This window comes from Enterobacter cloacae complex sp. ECNIH7, assembly GCF_002208095.1.
Lineage (GTDB): Bacteria > Pseudomonadota > Gammaproteobacteria > Enterobacterales > Enterobacteriaceae > Enterobacter > Enterobacter cloacae_M.
On sequence record NZ_CP017993.1, the window covers coordinates 1 to 21,186 of the forward strand.

Annotated in this window: 14 protein-coding genes and 6 pseudogenes; 12 read left to right on the forward strand and 8 right to left on the reverse strand. The window is 49.8% G+C overall.

Annotated features, from left to right (window positions below; all coding sequences use genetic code 11):
* Positions 1 to 119 precede the first annotated feature (119 nt).
* The 3 genes from mbeA to WM95_RS26940 all read right to left on the reverse strand — a co-directional run bounded on the left by mbeA (position 120) and on the right by WM95_RS26940 (position 3,462).
* Complete coding sequence (gene mbeA / locus WM95_RS27960) at positions 120 to 1,616, reverse strand: plasmid mobilization relaxase MbeA (protein ID WP_047719615.1); 1,497 nt, start codon at positions 1,614 to 1,616, stop codon at positions 120 to 122.
* Positions 1,606 to 1,950, reverse strand: coding sequence for a MobC family plasmid mobilization relaxosome protein (locus tag WM95_RS26920; RefSeq protein WP_045342092.1), 345 nt, complete (start codon positions 1,948 to 1,950; stop codon positions 1,606 to 1,608). Before WM95_RS26920 ends, mbeA begins: the two co-directional genes overlap by 11 nt.
* A gap of 1,230 nt (positions 1,951 to 3,180) precedes the next feature.
* Positions 3,181 to 3,462, reverse strand: a complete 282-nt coding sequence (locus WM95_RS26940) for a type II toxin-antitoxin system RelE/ParE family toxin (RefSeq protein WP_000594459.1) — start codon at positions 3,460 to 3,462, stop codon at positions 3,181 to 3,183.
* 337 nt (positions 3,463 to 3,799) lie between these two features.
* Here WM95_RS26940 and WM95_RS26945 point away from each other — a divergent pair, with 337 nt between their 5' ends.
* On the forward strand, positions 3,800 to 4,093 hold the full coding sequence (locus WM95_RS26945; RefSeq protein ID WP_000609279.1) for a HigA family addiction module antitoxin: 294 nt from the start codon (positions 3,800 to 3,802) through the stop codon (positions 4,091 to 4,093).
* A 457-nt stretch (positions 4,094 to 4,550) separates the two neighbouring features.
* Here the strand turns inward: WM95_RS26945 and WM95_RS26955 are convergent.
* A pseudogene (locus tag WM95_RS26955) lies at positions 4,551 to 5,048 on the reverse strand (Tn3 family transposase); the annotation flags it as partial.
* A 65-nt stretch (positions 5,049 to 5,113) separates the two neighbouring features.
* Between WM95_RS26955 and WM95_RS26965 the strand changes: the two are divergent.
* From WM95_RS26965 to WM95_RS26980, 3 genes and pseudogenes are all read left to right on the forward strand, one after another.
* Entirely contained in the window at positions 5,114 to 5,818 is a 705-nt protein-coding gene (locus WM95_RS26965; protein WP_001067855.1) for an IS6-like element IS26 family transposase, read from the forward strand.
* A gap of 39 nt (positions 5,819 to 5,857) precedes the next feature.
* Positions 5,858 to 5,956 (forward strand): annotated as a pseudogene (locus WM95_RS27365) (AAA family ATPase); the annotation flags it as partial.
* 386 nt (positions 5,957 to 6,342) lie between these two features.
* Positions 6,343 to 7,224: a carbapenem-hydrolyzing class A beta-lactamase KPC-2 gene (locus WM95_RS26980; protein WP_004199234.1), complete on the forward strand. Its 882-nt coding sequence runs from the start codon at positions 6,343 to 6,345 to the stop codon at positions 7,222 to 7,224.
* A 249-nt stretch (positions 7,225 to 7,473) separates the two neighbouring features.
* Here WM95_RS26980 and WM95_RS26985 read toward each other — a convergent pair whose 3' ends face one another.
* The gene (locus WM95_RS26985; protein WP_004152397.1) at positions 7,474 to 8,793 is read right to left on the reverse strand and encodes an IS1182-like element ISKpn6 family transposase; all 1,320 of its coding nucleotides are present in this window, start codon (positions 8,791 to 8,793) and stop codon (positions 7,474 to 7,476) included.
* Between the two features lie 354 nt (positions 8,794 to 9,147).
* On the opposite strand from WM95_RS26985, the pseudogene WM95_RS26990 reads away from it, so the two are divergent.
* The 4 genes and pseudogenes from WM95_RS26990 to WM95_RS27005 all read left to right on the forward strand — a co-directional run.
* Positions 9,148 to 10,140: pseudogene (locus WM95_RS26990) on the forward strand (Tn3 family transposase); the annotation flags it as partial.
* 496 nt (positions 10,141 to 10,636) lie between these two features.
* Complete coding sequence (locus WM95_RS26995; RefSeq protein ID WP_011787801.1) at positions 10,637 to 12,127, forward strand: SulP family inorganic anion transporter; 1,491 nt, start codon at positions 10,637 to 10,639, stop codon at positions 12,125 to 12,127.
* A 34-nt stretch (positions 12,128 to 12,161) separates the two neighbouring features.
* On the forward strand, positions 12,162 to 13,016 hold the full coding sequence (locus tag WM95_RS27000; protein WP_011787802.1) for a universal stress protein: 855 nt from the start codon (positions 12,162 to 12,164) through the stop codon (positions 13,014 to 13,016).
* A 90-nt stretch (positions 13,017 to 13,106) separates the two neighbouring features.
* Positions 13,107 to 13,439: a TraR/DksA family transcriptional regulator gene (locus WM95_RS27005; RefSeq protein WP_011787803.1), complete on the forward strand. Its 333-nt coding sequence runs from the start codon at positions 13,107 to 13,109 to the stop codon at positions 13,437 to 13,439.
* A gap of 117 nt (positions 13,440 to 13,556) precedes the next feature.
* Here WM95_RS27005 and WM95_RS27010 read toward each other — a convergent pair whose 3' ends face one another.
* A complete protein-coding gene (locus tag WM95_RS27010) occupies positions 13,557 to 14,177 on the reverse strand; it encodes a recombinase family protein (RefSeq protein ID WP_011787804.1) in 621 nt (206 codons plus the stop codon).
* A gap of 169 nt (positions 14,178 to 14,346) precedes the next feature.
* Here WM95_RS27010 and WM95_RS27015 point away from each other — a divergent pair, with 169 nt between their 5' ends.
* From WM95_RS27015 to WM95_RS27030, 4 genes and pseudogenes are all read left to right on the forward strand, one after another.
* Positions 14,347 to 14,607 (forward strand): type II toxin-antitoxin system Phd/YefM family antitoxin, encoded by a 261-nt coding sequence (locus tag WM95_RS27015; protein ID WP_011787805.1) that lies wholly within the window; start codon positions 14,347 to 14,349, stop codon positions 14,605 to 14,607.
* Entirely contained in the window at positions 14,607 to 14,918 is a 312-nt protein-coding gene (locus WM95_RS27020; protein WP_011918375.1) for a type II toxin-antitoxin system RelE/ParE family toxin, read from the forward strand. The genes WM95_RS27015 and WM95_RS27020 overlap by 1 nt, the downstream gene beginning before the upstream one ends.
* Before the next feature lie 23 nt (positions 14,919 to 14,941).
* Positions 14,942 to 18,022 (forward strand): Tn3 family transposase, encoded by a 3,081-nt coding sequence (locus WM95_RS27025; RefSeq protein ID WP_011787830.1) that lies wholly within the window; start codon positions 14,942 to 14,944, stop codon positions 18,020 to 18,022.
* A gap of 41 nt (positions 18,023 to 18,063) precedes the next feature.
* A pseudogene (locus tag WM95_RS27030) lies at positions 18,064 to 19,200 on the forward strand (Tn3 family transposase); the annotation flags it as partial.
* Positions 19,201 to 19,219: 19 nt separating this feature from the next.
* On the opposite strand, the pseudogene WM95_RS27035 reads toward WM95_RS27030, so the two are convergent.
* Positions 19,220 to 19,780 (reverse strand): annotated as a pseudogene (locus WM95_RS27035) (IS6-like element IS26 family transposase); the annotation flags it as partial.
* A 64-nt stretch (positions 19,781 to 19,844) separates the two neighbouring features.
* Positions 19,845 to 20,024, reverse strand: a pseudogene (locus tag WM95_RS27040) (ArsR/SmtB family transcription factor); the annotation flags it as partial.
* Between the last annotated feature and the right edge of the window lie 1,162 nt (positions 20,025 to 21,186).

The following is a 21,186-nucleotide window of genomic DNA, read 5'->3' on the forward strand; positions in this document are numbered from 1 at the left end:
TAAGATTTAACAGCTTCATTTCCCGCTCCTGAATAAGTCGTGACCTTTTTGATCACGAACCTATTTAGCGGGAGAAATAAGAGCCCCTCTTCGTGCGGGTTGTCAGCTGCCTGGATGGTTTAAAGTGTCGGCCCGCGGTAGGTTTTCTGCGGCTGGCGCTCCAGCTCCAGTGTTTTCTGATACTCATTCTCCCTCTGCCGGAGCTCGATGGCATTCAGTTCCCGGACAAGCGGCGCAGCTGCTCGCTTAAACTCAGCACCTGCGTGCTCAAGTCCGACACGCGCTCGTTCAGCACCGCGTTCTCCCGTTGCATAAGCCCACACATGCTCCGCCATTCCGCGAAGGCGCTCTCCCATTCGTCCAGCCTTTGCGAGTAGTCCTGCTGTAGCTGCTCTAATGCGCTCAGCAACTGCTTTTCCAGCTCTGTCATTTTCAGCTACTCCTGTTTCAGGCGGATCCATGTCGTCCCGTCGTAAGGGATGGCTTCGGTTTGTATCCCCGGCGGCAGGATAAGAAACCTCCGGCCGTCGCTGCTCTCCTGATAGCGCACTCCCCACGTCCGGGCGGTCATTTTCGCCAGGGTATCTTCCTGCTGACGAAGATGCGTGTAATTGTCGGTTATCTGCTGCCCCTGCCACCACAGAATGCTCCCGCTCGTGCCGATCAGCAGCGCTGACACCATCAGGATGGTGAGCCATGTCCGCCCGGCAGTCCGCAGTACGCTCCGCCGGTTTTTCTCCATCGCCTCGCTCATACTCTGCTCGTGGGCGAGGATGGCGTCGCTGATTCTCCTCGCGCTTGCGCTCAGTTCCGCTCTGACAGACTGCTCGTGCTCGCTGAATGCGGCTTTCAGCATCTCGCCGGTACTCTGCTGCTGCGCTTTCGATTGCTGCTCTAAGTCCTTCGCCAGCGTTAAAAGACTGCTCATAGATGGCTCCCTTCAGTCGGATGTTTCGCCCCCCGTCCGGGTCGGCAATGCTGATACTGCTTTTCGTGGTGCGCACCACCTCAAAACCTGCACCTTCAAGAGTGTCAGTGACATCCTGACGGCTTTTCAGCTCCCCGGACGAAGCAAGGGTCAGCAGTCCCCGGGTAATGGCTTCTGCGGCCTCCTGCTTCGTTTTCGGCAGCCCGGACGGCGTGACCAGCGCCCGGCGGTTTTCCGGCGCGTTCGGGTCGTGCAGCCCCAGTCTGCCGTTCACGATAGTCTGCCAGGCATCGATGCGCGGCCGGTCGGCGCGGTCGTAGTAAGGCTGGAGCCGCCTGCCGGTCAGCAGCTCGGTATTGGGGATCAGAAAGTTCAGCTCCAGACGCCCCTTGTCCGCGTGCTCCACCCACAGAATGCTGTACTGATCTTTATCGAGTCCGGGCATCAGAACCCGCTCGAAGCTGGCCATCAGTTTTTCCCGCTGGCCGGGAGGCAGATCGGCCTCCGCAAACGACAGAACGCCGGAGGTGTATTTCTTAACGTAAGGCGACGCGTCAATCAGCTCCCGGACTTCTTCCGGCTTCCCCTGCAGGACGGTGGCGCCTTCACGCTGCCGGTCTTTACCCAGCAGATAGTCCACCGGCCCGGCGCCACCGCCGCGGCCGCGCGGATGAAATTTAACGATCATCGTCCGTTCCTTTCTCAAGAACGGCGTGCCGCAGCCGCTCAAGGCCGGCATCGATGGTCATCAGCGCCGCCACAATCTGTACCCTGTCATGGCCGGTGCCGCCGCCGGCGTTAACACGGCGGGCTATCTGGTTCAGGTTATTGCCCATGCCGGCAAGCTGGCGCAGCAGCGCCGGCGAGAGTGAGGGGAGCTTTCCGGAACGTGCCGGCTTTTCGTCCAGGCAGATCTGCCGCATCCACGCCGCCAGCTGCCTGCCGTCACAGCGCTCGAGCAGCCGCCGGTGCTCGTCCTCCGTCACCCACATGGTGAGCATCTTGCTCCGTTTCTCTGACAAACCGGCCTCCTGATAACGCCGGGACGGGCGGGAAAGCCTTTCCCGGTCGGCGCGGGGTTGGACAAGCCGCAGGCGCGTCAGGCTTTTGGCGGGTTTCGGGGCGCAGCCCTGAACCAGTCACGTAGCGCTAGCGGAGTGTATACTGGCTTACTATGTTGGCACGGATGAGGGTGTCAGTGAAGTGCTTCATGTGGCAGGAGAAAAAAGGCGGCACCGGTGCGTCAGCAGAATATGTGATACAGGATATATTCCGCTTCCTCGCTCACTGACTCGCTGCGCTCGGTCGTTCGGCTGCGGCGAGCGGAAATGGCTTACGAACGGGGCGGAAATTTCCTGGAGGATGCCAGGAAGAAGCTTAACAGGGAAGCGAGAAGGCCACGACAAAGCCGTTTTTCCATAGGCTCCGCCCCCCTGACAAGCATCACGAAATCTGACGCTCAAATCAGTGGTGGCGAAACCCGACAGGACTATAAAGATACCAGGCGTTTCCCCCTGGTGGCTCCCTCGTGCGCTCTCCTGTTCCTGCCTTTCGGTTTACCGGTGTCACTCCGCTGTTATGGCCGCGTTTATCTCATTCCACGCCTGACACTCAGTTCCGGGAAGGCAGTTCGCTCCAAGCTGGACTGTATGCACGAACCCCCCGTTCAGTCCGACCGCAGCGTCTTATCCGGTAACTATCGACTTGAGTCCAACCCGGAAAGACACAACAAAACGCCACTGGCTGCGGCCATTGGTAAGAGGGTGTACAAGAGATTACTGATGCAGAGTTCTTGAAGTCAGAGCCATACTGAGGCTAAACTGGAAGGACAGAATTTGGTTTCAGCGGTCTTGTACACCCTGTTACCACGGTTCAGAAGTTCCCCAACTTACTGAACCCTCGAAAAAACCGCCTCCCCAGGCGGTTTTTTCGTTTCGAACATAAGATACGCTTTGTCGATTTAATCAGTCAAGGAAGAACCCTGAAAGCCTCAATCGCTTACAGAATTATTCTTGTTAGAGACATGTTTCTGCACCGTATCAACACCAGTACACAAAACAGCTGCAAACAGGAACCATCCCCACCCATCTAGGCCACGAACAGCAAGAACCCCAGCAATGACTACACAAAGCAAAGGGAACAACAAAATCATAAAGGCTCTCATAAATCCTCCAGAGGTACTTATTTTTGAATAAAGTCCCTAATCCATCCATATTGCCACTAGGATGGATTAGTAACTTACTTATTGATTACTAATGGTAATCTTCAAGATCAACGTCTAAGACGTTTGGTTCTTCCACCTTGAAAACCACCCTCCAGTTTCCGTTAACCTCTACGGAAAACTCACCTTTACGTTCACCTTTTAGGGGGTGACACCCCAGCGCCCTTACATCCACAATATCTTGAAGACATGTTGCGGTGCTTAGCGTAGTCAATATCATGCGAAGTTTTTTCGCTAAGTGAGGCTGAATTCCGGCGGTGTTACCGTTTTCAGCAAAACTCCGAAGCCCTTTATGCTTTATGTTTTTTATCATCAATCATCTCCATAAAATTTTCGTCGATATCTATCTCTATAAACAGAAAACAATTTGACAGCGTCCATTTGAACCCCTTGCATTATTAAAATAATTGACGTAACTTTGTCTCTGAGGTCGATTACCTCGTTTGACTTCCAAGAGCGCTAACCGTACAATATGGCGCCTTGAAAAAGTCGGTAAAGACACCATATCAGCGGTAGCTTTCTGCTCCACCGAGCATCCTAAAGCTTACTGCTTTTTTTGTCAATAACAGACACTTGCGTATTGTGCAATGCGCAACGCGAAAGAAACAAAATGTTTTGTGTAATCAAATACAAAACCAATAGAGGAAGGCATGATAAATCTTTACGATCCTGTACACCCCGGTGAATTCATCAGGGAAATGTTCATGGAACCGTTCGAAATACCTGCCGCAGAGTTAGCTGATAAGCTTGAAGTATCACAATCTGCATTAAGTAGATTGCTCAATGGAAAAACTGATCTTAGTTATGAGATGGCTCTTCGACTATCTAAAGTTATAGGCCGCTCTGCAGAGTCGTGGGTTAATATGCAGGCTCAGTACAGCCTCTCGAAAAGTCGTAAAACTTTATCCGAGACGCTAGAACACCTTCATCCGATGTTTCCATAAGTAAAAGCCCGCTCGTGCGGGCTTTTTGCCGTAAAACCCCCGCATACCTACCTTTAGTTTGATTTTTAGTTCAGTTCTTAGATCTTGAAATGATTGTTGTTTGAACACCAATAAGATGCCCATACAAGGCTCTAAAAAGGAGAACAAAATGGCAATTTATGTAGGACCACATGGCAAAATAGGTCGTGATGGTGGCTCATTCCAAGAATGTGACATCAACACAAACACTCATACTGTTACCCGCAAATATGGACGATACTGCACCATTCGCGATAATGAGTTCGCACCACCAACGAGCGCACCTGGCAGGTACTGGCTACAGATCTACCGAACCCCAGACAACACTGAGTAACAGAAGCGCCAGTAACGACAAAGCCCGCATAAGCGGGCTTTGTCTCTTACAAAATTCCTCGTCGTCGCAATTGGGGTTCGAGGTTCAATCGTGTAAAAAACCACGTTAAGGCAATAATTCATTGTTTGAATTGAAATTTAATGGCCTCAACTCTCCCTTCAGAATATTTTCCGGCAGCGTGAACGTATAATGTCCCAGCATGTTGATATGACCGTACATCAGTGGCGACAGGCGTGAGATATGCTCGTCTTCCGGGATCTCACCAGCGCTGCGCAAATGTGATAGCGCTTCCTGCATATAAAGCGTGTTCCACAATACAACTGCGTTAGTGACAAGCCCCAGCGCACCCAGTTGATCCTCCTGCCCCTCACGGTAACGTTTTCTAATCTCACCACGTTGGCCGTAACAGATCGCCCTTGCCACGGCGTGACGGCCTTCTCCCCGGTTAAGCTGAGTCAGTATCCTGCGACGATATTCTTCATCATCAATGTAGTTGAGGAGGTACAGCGTCTTGTTGACCCGTCCCACCTCCATAATCGCCTGCGCCAGCCCTGACGGACGGGAACTTTTTAAAAGCGAGCCCACAAGTTCTGAGGCGTGGACTGGGCACTGTTGCAAATAGTCGGTGGTGATAAACTTATCATCCCCTTTTGCTGATGGAGCTGCACATGAACCCATTCAAAGGCCGGCATTTTCAGCGTGACATCATTCTGTGGGCCGTACGCTGGTACTGCAAATACGGCATCAGTTACCGTGAGCTGCAGGAGATGCTGGCTGAACGCGGAGTGAATGTCGATCACTCCACGATTTACCGCTGGGTTCAGCGTTATGCGCCTGAAATGGAAAAACGGCTGCGCTGGTACTGGCGTAACCCTTCCGATCTTTGCCCGTGGCACATGGATGAAACCTACGTGAAGGTCAATGGCCGCTGGGCGTATCTGTACCGGGCCGTCGACAGCCGGGGCCGCACTGTCGATTTTTATCTCTCCTCCCGTCGTAACAGCAAAGCTGCATACCGGTTTCTGGGTAAAATCCTCAACAACGTGAAGAAGTGGCAGATCCCGCGATTCATCAACACGGATAAAGCGCCCGCCTATGGTCGCGCGCTTGCTCTGCTCAAACGCGAAGGCCGGTGCCCGTCTGACGTTGAACACCGACAGATTAAGTACCGGAACAACGTGATTGAATGCGATCATGGCAAACTGAAACGGATAATCGGCGCCACGCTGGGATTTAAATCCATGAAGACGGCTTACGCCACCATCAAAGGTATTGAGGTGATGCGTGCACTACGCAAAGGCCAGGCCTCAGCATTTTATTATGGTGATCCCCTGGGCGAAATGCGCCTGGTAAGCAGAGTTTTTGAAATGTAAGGCCTTTGAATAAGACAAAAGGCTGCCTCATCGCTAACTTTGCAACAGTGCCATATCCTGACCCTGAGCGGCGAAAGCTACCGCTTGAAGGACAAGAGGAAGGCGGGAGTGGTCAGGAAAAATTCCAAACCCGAATGATCCAGGTGGGTCAGTATTACTTTGGTGATTCAGGGGTAAAGTGGGTCAGTTTTCAGTTGGTGTTGACACCGGCGTACCCTCGGTGCTATCTTCGCGCCCCAATAGTCGGGGCTTGGCCAGGACTTCCTGAGGCCGTCCGTAACGTGGATGCCGAGGTCAGGCGAGGTGGCCGACCCATGAACGCCGACCTGATTCGTTTTTCAATAGCGCTGGACGTTGTGGTGCCAGGGACTTACCAACCCGATGTGTGCCCATCCGGGGCAGTTACAGCCGTTACAGCCTCTGGAGAGGGAGCGGCTTGCCGCTCGGTGATAATCCCAGCTGTAGCGGCCTGATTACATCCGGCCGCTACACCTAGCTCCACCTTCAAACAAGGAATATCGTTGATGTCACTGTATCGCCGTCTAGTTCTGCTGTCTTGTCTCTCATGGCCGCTGGCTGGCTTTTCTGCCACCGCGCTGACCAACCTCGTCGCGGAACCATTCGCTAAACTCGAACAGGACTTTGGCGGCTCCATCGGTGTGTACGCGATGGATACCGGCTCAGGCGCAACTGTAAGTTACCGCGCTGAGGAGCGCTTCCCACTGTGCAGCTCATTCAAGGGCTTTCTTGCTGCCGCTGTGCTGGCTCGCAGCCAGCAGCAGGCCGGCTTGCTGGACACACCCATCCGTTACGGCAAAAATGCGCTGGTTCCGTGGTCACCCATCTCGGAAAAATATCTGACAACAGGCATGACGGTGGCGGAGCTGTCCGCGGCCGCCGTGCAATACAGTGATAACGCCGCCGCCAATTTGTTGCTGAAGGAGTTGGGCGGCCCGGCCGGGCTGACGGCCTTCATGCGCTCTATCGGCGATACCACGTTCCGTCTGGACCGCTGGGAGCTGGAGCTGAACTCCGCCATCCCAGGCGATGCGCGCGATACCTCATCGCCGCGCGCCGTGACGGAAAGCTTACAAAAACTGACACTGGGCTCTGCACTGGCTGCGCCGCAGCGGCAGCAGTTTGTTGATTGGCTAAAGGGAAACACGACCGGCAACCACCGCATCCGCGCGGCGGTGCCGGCAGACTGGGCAGTCGGAGACAAAACCGGAACCTGCGGAGTGTATGGCACGGCAAATGACTATGCCGTCGTCTGGCCCACTGGGCGCGCACCTATTGTGTTGGCCGTCTACACCCGGGCGCCTAACAAGGATGACAAGCACAGCGAGGCCGTCATCGCCGCTGCGGCTAGACTCGCGCTCGAGGGATTGGGCGTCAACGGGCAGTAAGGCTCTGAAAATCATCTATTGGCCCACCACCGCCGCCCTTGCGGGCGGCATGGATTACCAACCACTGTCACATTTAGGCTAGGAGTCTGCGCGGCAGAGCCGTGTGACCGGTTTTCTGTAGAGCACTGACGATGGCGGCGGCGCTCTCTGCAATTGGCAAGGCGTCGGCGCCAAGGATACCAATCTTGCGGCGCGCGGCGTGTTATGACGACTGGGGTGCATTTGAGCCGCCCCATTTAACCTTCGCCCTCACAGATACGCCATTCGCCTCAGATTTAGCGCCATGCAGACGAGCTTCCACTCGGCTTGCACCTTGTCCAGGCCCCTCATGCTGAACTGACGCAATCCCATCACCGCCTTGATCCAACCATTCGGAGCCTCCACGATCGACTTGCGCCGGCGGTAAGCTGCATCGCCTTGCTCCGTTTTCAATTTCGCCGCAATCGCCGCCGTATGCGGATGGGTCTTGGCATTGACCTTGGCATCTTCACGTCCCTCGCGGCCGAGGGCAACGATGACATCGCCGTGGTGATCGGCGACCTTTGCCAGAACAGCCTCACTACGGAATCCCGCATCCGCCAGCGTCTGGGCCGGCATTTCTCCGGTGTTGGCCTGAACTGCTGCCAGCATGCCCAGCAGCGCCTGACTGTCCGCGGCGCAGTTGGTCAACTCCGCCGCCACGATGATCTGGTGCTCGGCATCGACCGCTGTGTACCCGTTGTAGCTCTGCTCGGAGCCACCACCGGCGTGTTTCATGATCCGGCTGTCCGGATCGGTGAAGCTTTCCTGATCACGGTCATCCGGCACACCAAACTCGCGTTTGTACGAGCCACCGCCCTTGTCCGAGCCATCCGGATGGCGAGGCCGGCGGCCATCGTCTTCGCTGCGCCCCCGGGCCTGGTCCGCTTCACGCTGGCGCGCTTCCAGGCGCGCCTTTGCCGCCTGGATCGCCTCCAGGCGCTTCTCGCGGCGAGAAATCTCGGCAGGAATGTCCAGCTCCGGCTCGTTACGCTCCTGGTCGTCGGTAGCCTTGGCGCGATCAAGCAGCGCCTTGATCTCGCAATGCAATTCGTCCTCGGCCGGCTTCATGCGCTTATAGCTCATCGCCTTGTGGCGGCTGGCGTTGGCTTTTACCTTGGTGCCGTCGACCGCGATCGTGCCAAGCTTCACCAGCCCACATTCGCGCGCCAGTTGCACCACCTGAACGAACAAATTCTCAAGCTCGGTCAGGTGTAGGGCACGGAAGTCACTCAGCGTGCGGTGGGCCGGGAAGTTTCCAGCGGCCAGCACACGCAACGCGACATCCTCGTACAGCTTCCTGGCTAGTTTGCGCGAAGAGAAGACGCCGCTCGCGTAACCATAGATCAGCACTTTGACCATCATCGCCGGATGAAACGGCTGATTGCCCGGACCACCGCCGGCATACCGGGCGTGGAATGCGCTCAAGTCCAGCGTATCGACAGTCTCGCTGATGAAGTAGGCAAGATGCCCTTCAGGTAGCCACTCTCCCAGAGAAGGGGGCAGCAGATAGGATTGGTCGGGTCGGTAAGGAAGGTAACTGGCAGCCATCCCCGTATCGTCCTCGATCTTCCGCCGATTTGGCTTCTGCCGCGCAGGCTCCTAGGCCACCGTAGCTAAACATACGAGAAAAACCGCTTCTTGAGCGCTCTCTGAGACCACCTTGCCGACAACGCAGAAACGGTTGCGGAAAAATCGGCGTTTCCGGCGTACGCCACCCGACCTGGACGAACTATTGCGGACCTGGAACTGGAGTAGCGGAATTCCCCGGGGTTTCAGCGTCGCGCCACAGCGCCTCAGATAGATGCGGTAGCCTTTGGCGGGTCGTCATGCCGCGGACCACCCCCCCAAAAAATTCCACAATGCGGAATGGCGGAATTTTCTGGGGTTCCCGCTTACCCCCCCGTTCTGGACGCCATGCTGGCCGTTATCATCCGTGACGCCAGAAAGATTGGGCAGAAAAAACGGCTCCGCTCGCTGAAGGATCTGGATAAATCTGCATTGGCGCTCGCCAGCGCATGTTCGTACCTGCTGAAAGAAGAAACACCGGACGAATCGATTCGTGCTGAGGTGTTCAGCTACATCCCAAGGCAAAAGCTGGCTGAAATCATCACGCTTGTCCGTGAAATTGCCCGGCCCTCAGACGATAATTTTCATGAAGAAATGGTGGAGCAGTACGGGCGCGTTCGTCGTTTCCTGCCCCATCTGCTGAATACCGTTAAATTTTCATCCGCACCTGCCGGGGTTACCACTCTGAATGCCTGTGACTACCTCAGCCGGGAGTTCAGCTCACGGCGGCAGTTTTTTGACGACGCACCAACGGAAATTATCAGTCGGTCATGGAAACGGCTGGTGATTAACAAGGAAAAACATATCACCCGCAGGGGATACACGCTCTGCTTTCTCAGTAAACTGCAGGATAGTCTGAGGCGGAGGGATGTCTACGTTACCGGCAGTAACCGGTGGGGAGATCCTCGTGCAAGATTACTACAGGGTGCTGACTGGCAGGCAAACCGGATTAAGGTTTATCGTTCTTTGGGGCACCCGACAGACCCGCAGGAAGCAATAAAATCTCTGGGTCATCAGCTTGATAGTCGTTACAGACAGGTTGCTGCACGTCTTTGCGAAAATGAGGCTGTCGAACTCGATGTTTCTGGCCCGAAGCCCCGGTTGACAATTTCTCCCCTCGCCAGTCTTGATGAGCCGGACAGTCTGAAACGACTGAGCAAAATGATCAGTGATCTACTCCCTCCGGTGGATTTAACGGAGTTGCTGCTCGAAATTAACGCCCATACCGGATTTGCTGATGAGTTTTTCCATGCCAGTGAAGCCAGTGCCAGAGTTGATGATCTGCCCGTCAGCATCAGCGCCGTGCTGATGGCTGAAGCCTGCAATATGGCTAAATTTGCCCAACGCGCCGAAAATGTAAAGTTAGCTTTATAACTAAGCTCTTGAGCTAAATTAAGCCACTGTTTTTTTTGTTTTTAATGTGGAATTTATCTGGTTACGCTCATTAACACTGAATTTAAGTCGTTACAGCTTACCGGATCATAGTTAATCTGATTTTGGTCCTTTGACTTTCAACGACCTGAACGGTATCCTTACCTAACTCTATATTGTGTTTCTGTATATAGCTAAAAATCAAAATTTTACTCATTTTACCTGTTGTAAGGATAATTTCTGTAATGAGCTTTAAGCCGCATTAGTTTAACCCCCTTCATTTTGGATCGCTCAGATCCGTTCGTAGTATCTACCCTTCGGTAGCTTTTGTTGTACCTCCATAAATCTAATATTGATTCGTCACGTTGACGAAAAAGCTCTTGTCTTTGCACATCTGTGTATATGGCTAGCGTTAGCTTTTGTTATTGATTTAATTTTAATCAGAGTGAGTAACATGATTCAAACCATGAAAAAAGAGTGGTTCTCCAATATACGCGGAGATCTGTTAGCCGGTATTGTGGTAGCGCTGGCGTTAATCCCTGAGGCAATTGCCTTTTCTATTATTGCAGGTGTCGATCCTAAGGTCGGCCTATATGCTTCATTCTGTATCGCTGTGGTTATTGCCTTTACTGGTGGCCGTCCTGGCATGATCTCTGCCGCAACAGGCGCGATGGCACTGTTAATGGTGACCTTAGTAAAGGAACATGGCCTTGAGTATTTACTCGCGGCGACCTTATTAACCGGTGTGCTGCAAATTGCTGCGGGTTACTTAAAACTCGGTAGCTTGATGCGTTTCGTCTCCCGCTCTGTGGTGACGGGTTTTGTGAATGCACTGGCGATTCTGATCTTTATGGCCCAGTTGCCCGAACTGACCAATGTGACTTGGCACGTATATGCGATGACGGTAGCTGGCCTCGGTATCATTTACCTATTCCCACTCATCCCTGTGATTGGTAAATCCGTACCTTCGCCTCTCGTGTGTATTGTCGGATTAACGCTTTTTGCGGTTTATATGGGGTTAGATATTCGTACTGTCGGCGACATGGGACAACTGCCTGATACTTTACCTATTTTCCTCTGGCCTGAAGTGCCCTTGACCCTTGAAACTCTGATGATCATCTTCCCTTACTCGGCCGGCCTTGCCGTGGTGGGCTTGCTGGAATCTATGATGACCGCCACCATAGTTGATGACTTAACCGATACCCAAAGCGATAAGAATCGCGAGTGTAAGGGCCAAGGTATTGCCAATATCGGCGCGGGTTTAATGGGCGGTATGGCTGGTTGCGCTATGATTGGTCAGTCGATCATCAACGTTAAATCGGGTGGTCGCGGACGTTTATCATCCTTCGCTGCAGGCGTTTTTTTACTTGTGATGGTGGTGTTTTTAGGAGAGTGGTTAAAGCTTATTCCTATGGCGGCACTGGTTGCCGTGATGATCATGGTGGCTATCGGTACATTCTCTTGGGATTCAATCCGTAATCTTAAGCATCATCCTATGTCAACCAACCTTGTGATGGTGGCGACGGTTGTGGTCGTGGTCGCTACCCATAACTTAGCAATTGGGGTATTTGTAGGTGTATTACTCGCGTCCCTATTTTTTGCTAATAAAGTGGGACGTTTTATGGTGGTTAAGAGTACAACGACTGCTGCTGACACTGGTCGCCATTATCAGGTTATTGGACAAGTCTTTTTTGCTTCATCAGATAAGTTCAGTAATTCATTCGATTTTAGGGAAGTGGTTGATAAAGTGACTATCGACTTATCTCAAGCACATTTTTGGGATATTACCGCGGTATCGGCCCTCGACAAGGTAGTGATTAAATTCCGCCGCGAGGGGACTGAGGTTGAGTTGATTGGCCTTAACGAAGCCAGTGCCACCATAGTCGATAAATTTGGGGTACACGATAAGCCAGAAGAAGTTGAAAAAATGATGTCTGGTCACTAAGCCATTAGCAACACAACAACAAAGGAATAAAACGATGACAAATGTGATTGCTTGTATTGACGGTTCAAATGTGACATCCGCTGTATGTGATGCCAGTGGCTGGGCCGCCTTTCAACTGAATGCCCCTGTAATCCTATTACATGTATTGGATAAGTCAGCCTATCCGATAGAGTCAGATCTGTCGGGAAATATTGGCCTAGGTACACGGGAGCACTTGCTCAATGAAATGGTTGAGCTCGAAGCGCGCCGGGGCAAGCTGGCACTCGAGCAGGGTAAGTATATGTTGCAAGATGCGCAAACGCGCATCGTGGAGGCACAACCTGCAGTCGTGGTTAAAACCTTGCAGCGTCACGGCGATTTAGTCGAAACCCTGTTAGAGCAAGAATCCCATGCCAGATTGGTGGTGATGGGGCGTCAAGGGGAGCAACATCAAGATCAAGCGCAGGCGATTGGCAGCCATCTAGAAAACGTCATTCGCACAGTTAAGCAGCCTATTTTAGTGGTGATGACAGAGTTTGAAGCACCGAAACGATTTATGATTGCCTACGATGGCAGCATTACTGCGAAAAAAGCCCTTAATCAAGTGCTAACAAGTCCACTCTTAAAAGGGCTTGAATGTCATTTGGTGATGGTGTCTGATGCTCAATCACAGGCGACAGCAGAACTGGCGTTGGTGACCGAATCTCTGATGGCGGCGAATTTCAATGTGGTTACCGCTGTTTGTCAGGGAGAAGTTCAAACGGCTCTTGAGATCTATCAACTTGAGCATCACATCGATCTTATGGTGATGGGGGCCTACGGCCATTCGCGGATAAGAGAGTTTTTTGTGGGAAGCAATACCACAAAGATGATCAGTAAAAGCCATATCCCATTATTATTATTGCGCTAACAGCTATTGATATTGCACTAATCAGTATCCAAGACGCTGGTTAGTGCATAGTAATAGAGATAGGTTCTGACGCTTAAGTTTGGAGGTGAAATGAACGAGCAGCTAAAGCAACAACTGCATTTACAGTTACAGCAAATGCTGGAAAGTTTGTTAGCGCAGATTGCAGCACAAACGAGTGATGTGCAAGTTGTCGAACTTGACCAATCACGACTCGGACGTCTTTCACGTATAGATGCATTGCAAGGACAGCAAATGGAATTAGAAACTGCGAGACGCAAGCAGCATCAGTTACAAGTTATTGAAGGTGCATTATTGCGCATAAATAGCGATGAATATGGCAGCTGTTTTGTCTGTGGTGAAGATATCGATTTGAATCGGCTTATGTTTGATCCTACCGTGACTCGCTGCATTAACTGTTCGTAGAAATATTAATGTTAGGCTAAGGCTCTTTAGATAAGGAAAATTTATCATACCTATTGATGTTACGTTAATACAGTAAGGCTAATTTTAAACGTCAATACATACAATAGTCAGTATCAATCACGTTTTATATTTTCCATAATCTCGCAGCTCTTTAACATCTATCGAGTAGGGGGAAACAATTGATTGCTTAACTGAATTTATTGCCCGATAAATAGAAGCTTCTCCAAGGTGATACTCCTTGGCAAGCTGACCAATAGTGGCCCCCTCAGCTCTTTTATCATAAATTGCTTGTTTTAAGGTGTCCGTAAGTTTTACAGGCCTACCAAATTTAACTCCATTTTCATGTGCTTTTGCGATACCTTCAGCTTGCCTCTCTGTCCGCAAGTCATTTTCAAACTCAGCAATAGCAGCCAACATATTGAACATGAGTCTCCCAGTCGAAGTGCTCGTATCAATGTTCTGATCGATAACGAGCAAATCAATACCTTCACTTTGAAAACGCGAAGCAATCTGGGCTAAGTGGACGACTGAGCGAGCAAGACGATCGAGTCGGGTTACCACTAGGGTATCCCCTTCACGTAAATAACTCATGCAAGATTGAAATTCAGACCGTTCAGCCGTCCTCCCACTGCGTTTTTCTTGATATATCTTATTGCACTCAGCTCGATGTAACTTGCCCAGTTGCACTTCTAAGCTTTGACCCGTGGAACTCACTCGAGCATAACCAACTTTGGACATAAATCACCATATCTCTTTAAAGGTTTTGATAATGCACTTATGATAGTAGTTTTGATAGGTAATAACCAGAGCTATCAAATAGTATACATTTTGATAGGGTGCATTTTTGACTTTTATCGCCCAACTGGTGTAAATTGAGCGAATCGAACGATTCGTTTAAAGGTGATAAATGAACACTCTTTCAGCCAATGAAGCAAAAATTCACTTTGGAGATTTGTTGCTCAAAGCTCAACAAGCTCCAATCCAAATTAATAAAAATGGCAAGCCTGTGGCCGTTGTTATTTCAGCTGATGCATACCAAAGTATCGAGACACTAAAATTACATTTGCTTCAATCCAAAGCGGTGAAAGCCATAACTGACATCAAAATGGGCAATTTGGTTGATGGTAATACCTTTTTTGATGAGCTGGCCGCAGGGCAGTATGACTAATGCCGGTAACTTATCATTTAACGCCCGATGCACAATCTGATCTGATAGGTATTCACCGCTTTACGTTAGCCCAATGGGGAACGACTCAGTCGAAGACCTATTTATCAGGACTTAGACAAACGATTCAACTGCTGGCTGAAACACCCACCCTTGGGAAAAATAGACCCGAGGTACGCATGAATGTGTTTAGCTTCCCTTATTCAAGTCATGTCATCTATTACATCCAACATGAGCATCAATTCGTTGTATTTGGGATCTTACATAAAAGTATGGTTCCACTTGCACATCTCGCGGAGCGGGAAATTATTTGATGTAGTGAAATAGGGAGGGCACCATGAAAAATGATGTTCGGCGGCTATCTATTTTGTCAACTGATGAAATAGATGAACTGTTTGGATTACCTCATTTCTCAGATGATGATCGTCGATTATATTTTGACTTAAGTGCTAAAGAGCGCGAGCTATTCGACAATACCCGAACGTTTTCTGTGGCAGCCCATTTAGTATTGCAACTGGGCTATTTCAAAGCCAAACGGCAGTTTTTCAGTTATGAACAAGAATCGTCAGTACTAAATGACTTGGATTACATTGCCGCGCTGTACTTTCCCACCAAAACGCTTTCAAGACTGAAAAGTCCCTCAAGACCGATTAGGGCTGAACAACAACGAGCAATTCTTGATTTATTCCAGTATAAACAATGTGATAATGAGGTAAAAGTTGATTTGGAAGATAAAGCACAGCGGGTTGCGATGTTATCGACACAACCTATCTTTATCTTTCGTGAATTAACCCAATACTTAGCATTACACCGTATTGTCATGCCCAGTTATCGGTATATGCAAGAGATGATTGGTAGAGTGGTGGCTTATGAACGCACCCGTATTGCTCGATTACTTAGCACTTGCATGACTTCACTTATCGATCAGCAATTAGCGGCTTTGCTTCGGGCTGAGTCAGGAGTATTTCGCGTCAGCGCATTAAAACATGAAGCTAAAGATTTCAGTTATAAAGAATTGCGACATGAAGTCGCACGGCGGCAGTTTTTCCAGCCTCTACATGAGTTTGCCAAGCAGTTCCTCATAACAGCGGGGATCTCCAATGAAAGCGGCAAGTATTATGCTTCTATGGTTAAGTTTTATACCACTTATAAACTTCAACGCATGAAAAAAGAGACTGCACAGTTATATCTGCTGTTTTTTGCTTTTCATCGGTTTCAGCAAATTAATGACAACTTAATTGAAGCATTGCTCCATTGGGTCGATCAATACGAGAAACAGGCCAAGCGTGCCGCTGAAGAAGCAATGAATAATGCGGTTACCAATGCAGCGAAAAATTTACAGGCTGCGGGTCATGTATTGAGCCTGTTTACGGATGACACCATCACCGATGACACACCTTTTTCCATTATTAAAGAAAAAGCCTATGCATTGCTTGAACAAGAGAGATTCCCATTAGTTGCTGATTACTTACGCAATATTGCTTTCGACAAAACGGCATTTGAATGGTCACATTACACAAAATTATCCGCCACATTCAAACGTAACTTAAGGCAACTTTTTACTGATCTGGATTTTGCCGGACGTGTAGAAGACTCTCCTTTGCTTGAAGCTATCGCGTTTTTACAAAACTTATTGCGCACAGAAAAATCACCAAGGCAAACTGACCCTAATTCATTTCCGACTGAGATTATTCCTAAAGGTTTACGCCGATATTTGTTTAGTAAAGAGGGCAAAACATTTAAAACGCTTGATGTAGATCGCTATGAGTTTTTGGTCTATCGCCTACTACGCAACTCACTGGAAGCGGGTGATGTGTACGTTAAACATAGTAATGAATTTCGCCGCTTTGAAGATGACTTAATAAGCGATCTTAGATGGCAGGATAAAGAACGAGTATTGCAAGATATTGGTGCACCCATTTTATTGGCCCCTATCCAAGATACTCTGGCTGTATTTCATACTATGCTAGCAGCACGTTATAGTGCGATTAACCAACATATTTCTGATGGGGTCAACAAACATATTAAAGTAATTGGGGCTGCCGAAAAGCGTCGTTGGAAGCTGCTTTATCCGAGCAGTGATGAATCCGTTAATAGCGATTTTTACAGCCAGTTACCAGGAATTGGTATTGCGGATCTACTGTGGTTTGTTGCGGGTAATACTGGATTTTTAAATGCATTTACCCATGTATTAGATCGTTATGTAAAGCATGAAGCTGATCCCCGTGAAATTTTCGCCTGTATTGTTGCGATGGGAACAAACATGGGGTTAGCAAAAATGGCTGAGGTTTCAGGCCTTAGCTCAGCATCAATGGCGGGGACATCAAGAAATTATCTACGCTTGGAGACATTACGAGCGGCTAATGATGCGATTAGTAATGCGACCAGCCAGCTACCCGCATTTCATCTCTATGATATTCAGGACACACTTCATTCAAGTAGCGATGGTCAGCGGATAGAAACGCAAATTAACACCCTTAACGCTCGATATTCTCCCAAGTATTTTGGTTTACAGAAAGGTGTCAGCGCCTACACGTTGGTTGCAAATCATGTTCCTATAAATGCAAAGATTATTGGGACTCACGAACATGAAAGCCATTACGTTTTCGATTTATTGCATAACAATACCTCTGATATAAAGCCAGAACGGCATTCCACTGACACCCATGGCACCAATCAGGTTAATTTTTGGATTTTGCATGCATTTGGATATCATTTTGCACCTCGTTATCGTGATTTGCATAAGAAAATGGATACGTTAGTCGGCTCACAACATCCCAATGAGTGTGGTGACTGGCTAATAAAGCCTGCCCGAAAAACCAACGATGAATTGATTGAACGTGAATGGCCCAATATTCAACGGATCATGGCATCGCTAGCTCAAAAAGATGTTACTCAAGCCACGATTGTTCGCAAACTCTCGAGCTATTCGCGTCAGAATCAGACCAAGAAAGCATTATGGGAGTTGGAAAACATATGCCGAACGCTATACATTCTCGACTTTGTCGACGATGTTGGCTTACGTCAATGTGTACAAAAAGCATTAAATCGTGGCGAAGCCTATCATCGTCTTAGACGAGCAGTTGCATTTGTTAACGGTGGAAAATTCAGAGTAAAAACAGAAGAGGAGCAGCAAATATGGAATGAATGCTCTCGGCTCATCACCAACGCGGTCATTTACTACAACACAGTGCTGCTATCTCGTGTCTATGAACAGAAGCAAACAGTAGGAGATCAAAATGCACTGGCTCAGCTTCACAGTATTTCGCCCGTTGCATGGCAGCACATCAATATGTATGGCAATTTTGAGTTTAGTCCATCAACCTCAAAAATAGATATCGATGCATTGGTTGCTCGATATGCTGAACCAGAATATTGGAAGCAAGCGCTGATTGAGAACGAGAATTCAAGTGAGTGATTTTAGAATTTAAAGCTAACTTTACATTTTTGGCGCGTTGGGCAAATTTAGCCAATATCGGTCTGGAACCACTGATCAGATCAAATGTTCCTGCACTGACCCGACACCGGCTGAACTGGACAAAAGCGAACTATCTGCGGGCTGAAACTATCACCAGCGCTAATGCCAGACTGGTTGATTTTCAGGCAACGCTGCCACTGGCACAGATATGGGGTGGAGGAGAAGTGGCATCTGCAGATGGAATGCGCTTTGTTACGCCAGTCAGAACAATCAATGCCGGACCGAACCGCAAATACTTTGGTAATAACAGAGGGATCACCTGGTACAACTTTGTGTCCGATCAGTATTCCGGCTTTCATGGCATCGTTATACCGGGGACGCTGAGGGACTCTATCTTTGTGCTGGAAGGTCTTCTGGAACAGGAGACCGGGCTGAATCCAACCGAAATTATGACCGATACAGCAGGTGCCAGCGAACTTGTCTTTGGCCTTTTCTGGCTGCTGGGATACCAGTTTTCTCCACGCCTGGCTGATGCCGGTGCTTCGGTTTTCTGGCGAATGGACCATGATGCCGACTATGGCGTGCTGAATGATATTGCCAGAGGGCAATCAGATCCCCGAAAAATAGTCCTTCAGTGGGACGAAATGATCCGGACCGCTGGCTCCCTGAAGCTGGGCAAAGTACAGGTTTCAGTGCTGGTCCGTTCATTGCTGAAAAGTGAACGTCCTTCCGGACTGACTCAGGCAATCATTGAAGTGGGGCGCATCAACAAAACGCTGTATCTGCTTAATTATATTGATGATGAAGATTACCGCCGGCGCATTCTGACCCAGCTTAATCGGGGAGAAAGTCGCCATGCCGTTGCCAGAGCCATCTGTCACGGTCAAAAAGGTGAGATAAGAAAACGATATACCGACGGTCAGGAAGATCAACTGGGCACACTGGGGCTGGTCACTAACGCCGTCGTGTTATGGAACACTATTTATATGCAGGCAGCCCTGGATCATCTCCGGGCGCAGGGTGAAACACTGAATGATGAAGATATCGCACGCCTCTCCCCGCTTTGCCACGGACATATCAATATGCTCGGCCATTATTCCTTCACGCTGGCAGAACTGGTGACCAAAGGACATCTGAGACCATTAAAAGAGGCGTCAGAGGCAGAAAACGTTGCTTAACGTGAGTTTTCGTTCCACTGAGCGTCAGACCCCTTATCCGTTTCAGTTTGCCATGATCGCATTCAATCACGTTGTTCCGGTACTTAATCTGTCGGTGTTCAACGTCAGACGGGCACCGGCCTTCGCGTTTGAGCAGAGCAAGCGCGCGACCATAGGCGGGCGCTTTATCCGTGTTGATGAATCGCGGGATCTGCCACTTCTTCACGTTGTTGAGGATTTTACCCAGAAACCGGTATGCAGCTTTGCTGTTACGACGGGAGGAGAGATAAAAATCGACAGTGCGGCCCCGGCTGTCGACGGCCCGGTACAGATACGCCCAGCGGCCATTGACCTTCACGTAGGTTTCATCCATGTGCCACGGGCAAAGATCGGAAGGGTTACGCCAGTACCAGCGCAGCCGTTTTTCCATTTCAGGCGCATAACGCTGAACCCAGCGGTAAATCGTGGAGTGATCGACATTCACTCCGCGTTCAGCCAGCATCTCCTGCAGCTCACGGTAACTGATGCCGTATTTGCAGTACCAGCGTACGGCCCACAGAATGATGTCACGCTGAAAATGCCGGCCTTTGAATGGGTTCATGTGCAGCTCCATCAGCAAAAGGGGATGATAAGTTTATCACCACCGACTATTTGCAACAGTGCCGTCCAGCGGATATCAGCGCTGAAAGATGATGGCTGAGCGTGGAGGCAGGAATCTCAAGGTGCTTCTGCAGTTCGCCAACCGGCAGGCCTTCATGACCCGCCCTGACCAGCTCCCGGTATATGCTGAGACGTGTCGGGTGGCCCAGTTCTCGAAGTGCGTTTGCAGCAGTGTTTAAATCCATAATACCTCCTTTATCTATATTTCCAGAATAATAGAAATATAGCCTGCGTCAATCGTTTCTGCCGTGAGGGTACCGCTTTCCCAATCATGCTCTGTCCGCCAGGTTATGGGGGGCAGAGCCAGAGCACTACCGAAATCCTTGCGAATACCCGTGCAGGGAATAATTTCCGCCCCCTTTATGGCCGGAAAAAAAACTGATAAACGTCGCCTTTTCAGAAGGTTGCTTTCTTAACGTGGTTTTTCGCATGGTTGGACCTCAGACCCCCAATTCAGCTTCTATCGCCTCACATGCGGCATCCACAATCTCCGTGTTGTAGTACCTGGACATGCCACTGCTAATGATATCGTCCATTAGGGCACGGTTATGAGCTAAGGTACGTCGTAAGTATTCAGGGGTATGTTGCTCCATCGGATTCTCCTTTTCATGACTGAGCATTATTGCTTACCTGTATTTATCCCCGTCAGTGCTGGTCACGTTGAAAAGCCCTAAAAAACCACTTTTTTAGCTGCCTTAATCATTGAAAAATGGCACTTAAATCCACATCTATCGCGCTGGGGAAATCGCCCGCACACAGCCACTGATAAAATAAAAGTGAGATAAAATGGATCCAATGGATAAGATTTGCGATGTTTGTGCCCTCCCTGCCAGCGCCTGTACCTGTGGCTTCTGCGATGACTGCAACGAGAAGCTGGCAGACTGCGTCTGTGAGCGCTGCAGCGATTGTGGAAATTTAGATGAGCACTGTAGCTGCTCACGTTGCGACGAGTGCGGTGAAAAACTGGATGAGTGCATATGTGAGGAGTGCGAAGAATGTCTCCGCAGTCCACATGATTGTATCTGCGAAAACTGACCTAAGGCCGAATTCTCTTTCAAGAGCGACCGGGACGGTCGCTCTTATTTACCATAACATCCGTTGCCCGCACCGCTGAGACGGGGTTGGCTGCGTTTCCGGTGCCAGACTCAGGAAAGTGGCGACAGACATGACGAAAAAACACCAGAAACGCAGCCGCTGGATATTACACTAGTGCATAGTCATGCAGCCAGATGCATGGATGTTAAAGTCACACTAAAATCCGCGCCAATGCCTTAAAAACCGACAAATGCTTCTCCAGCCAGTCCCACAGCTCCGCCGCCAGATACAGGCAGTTAAGCAATGATTCAA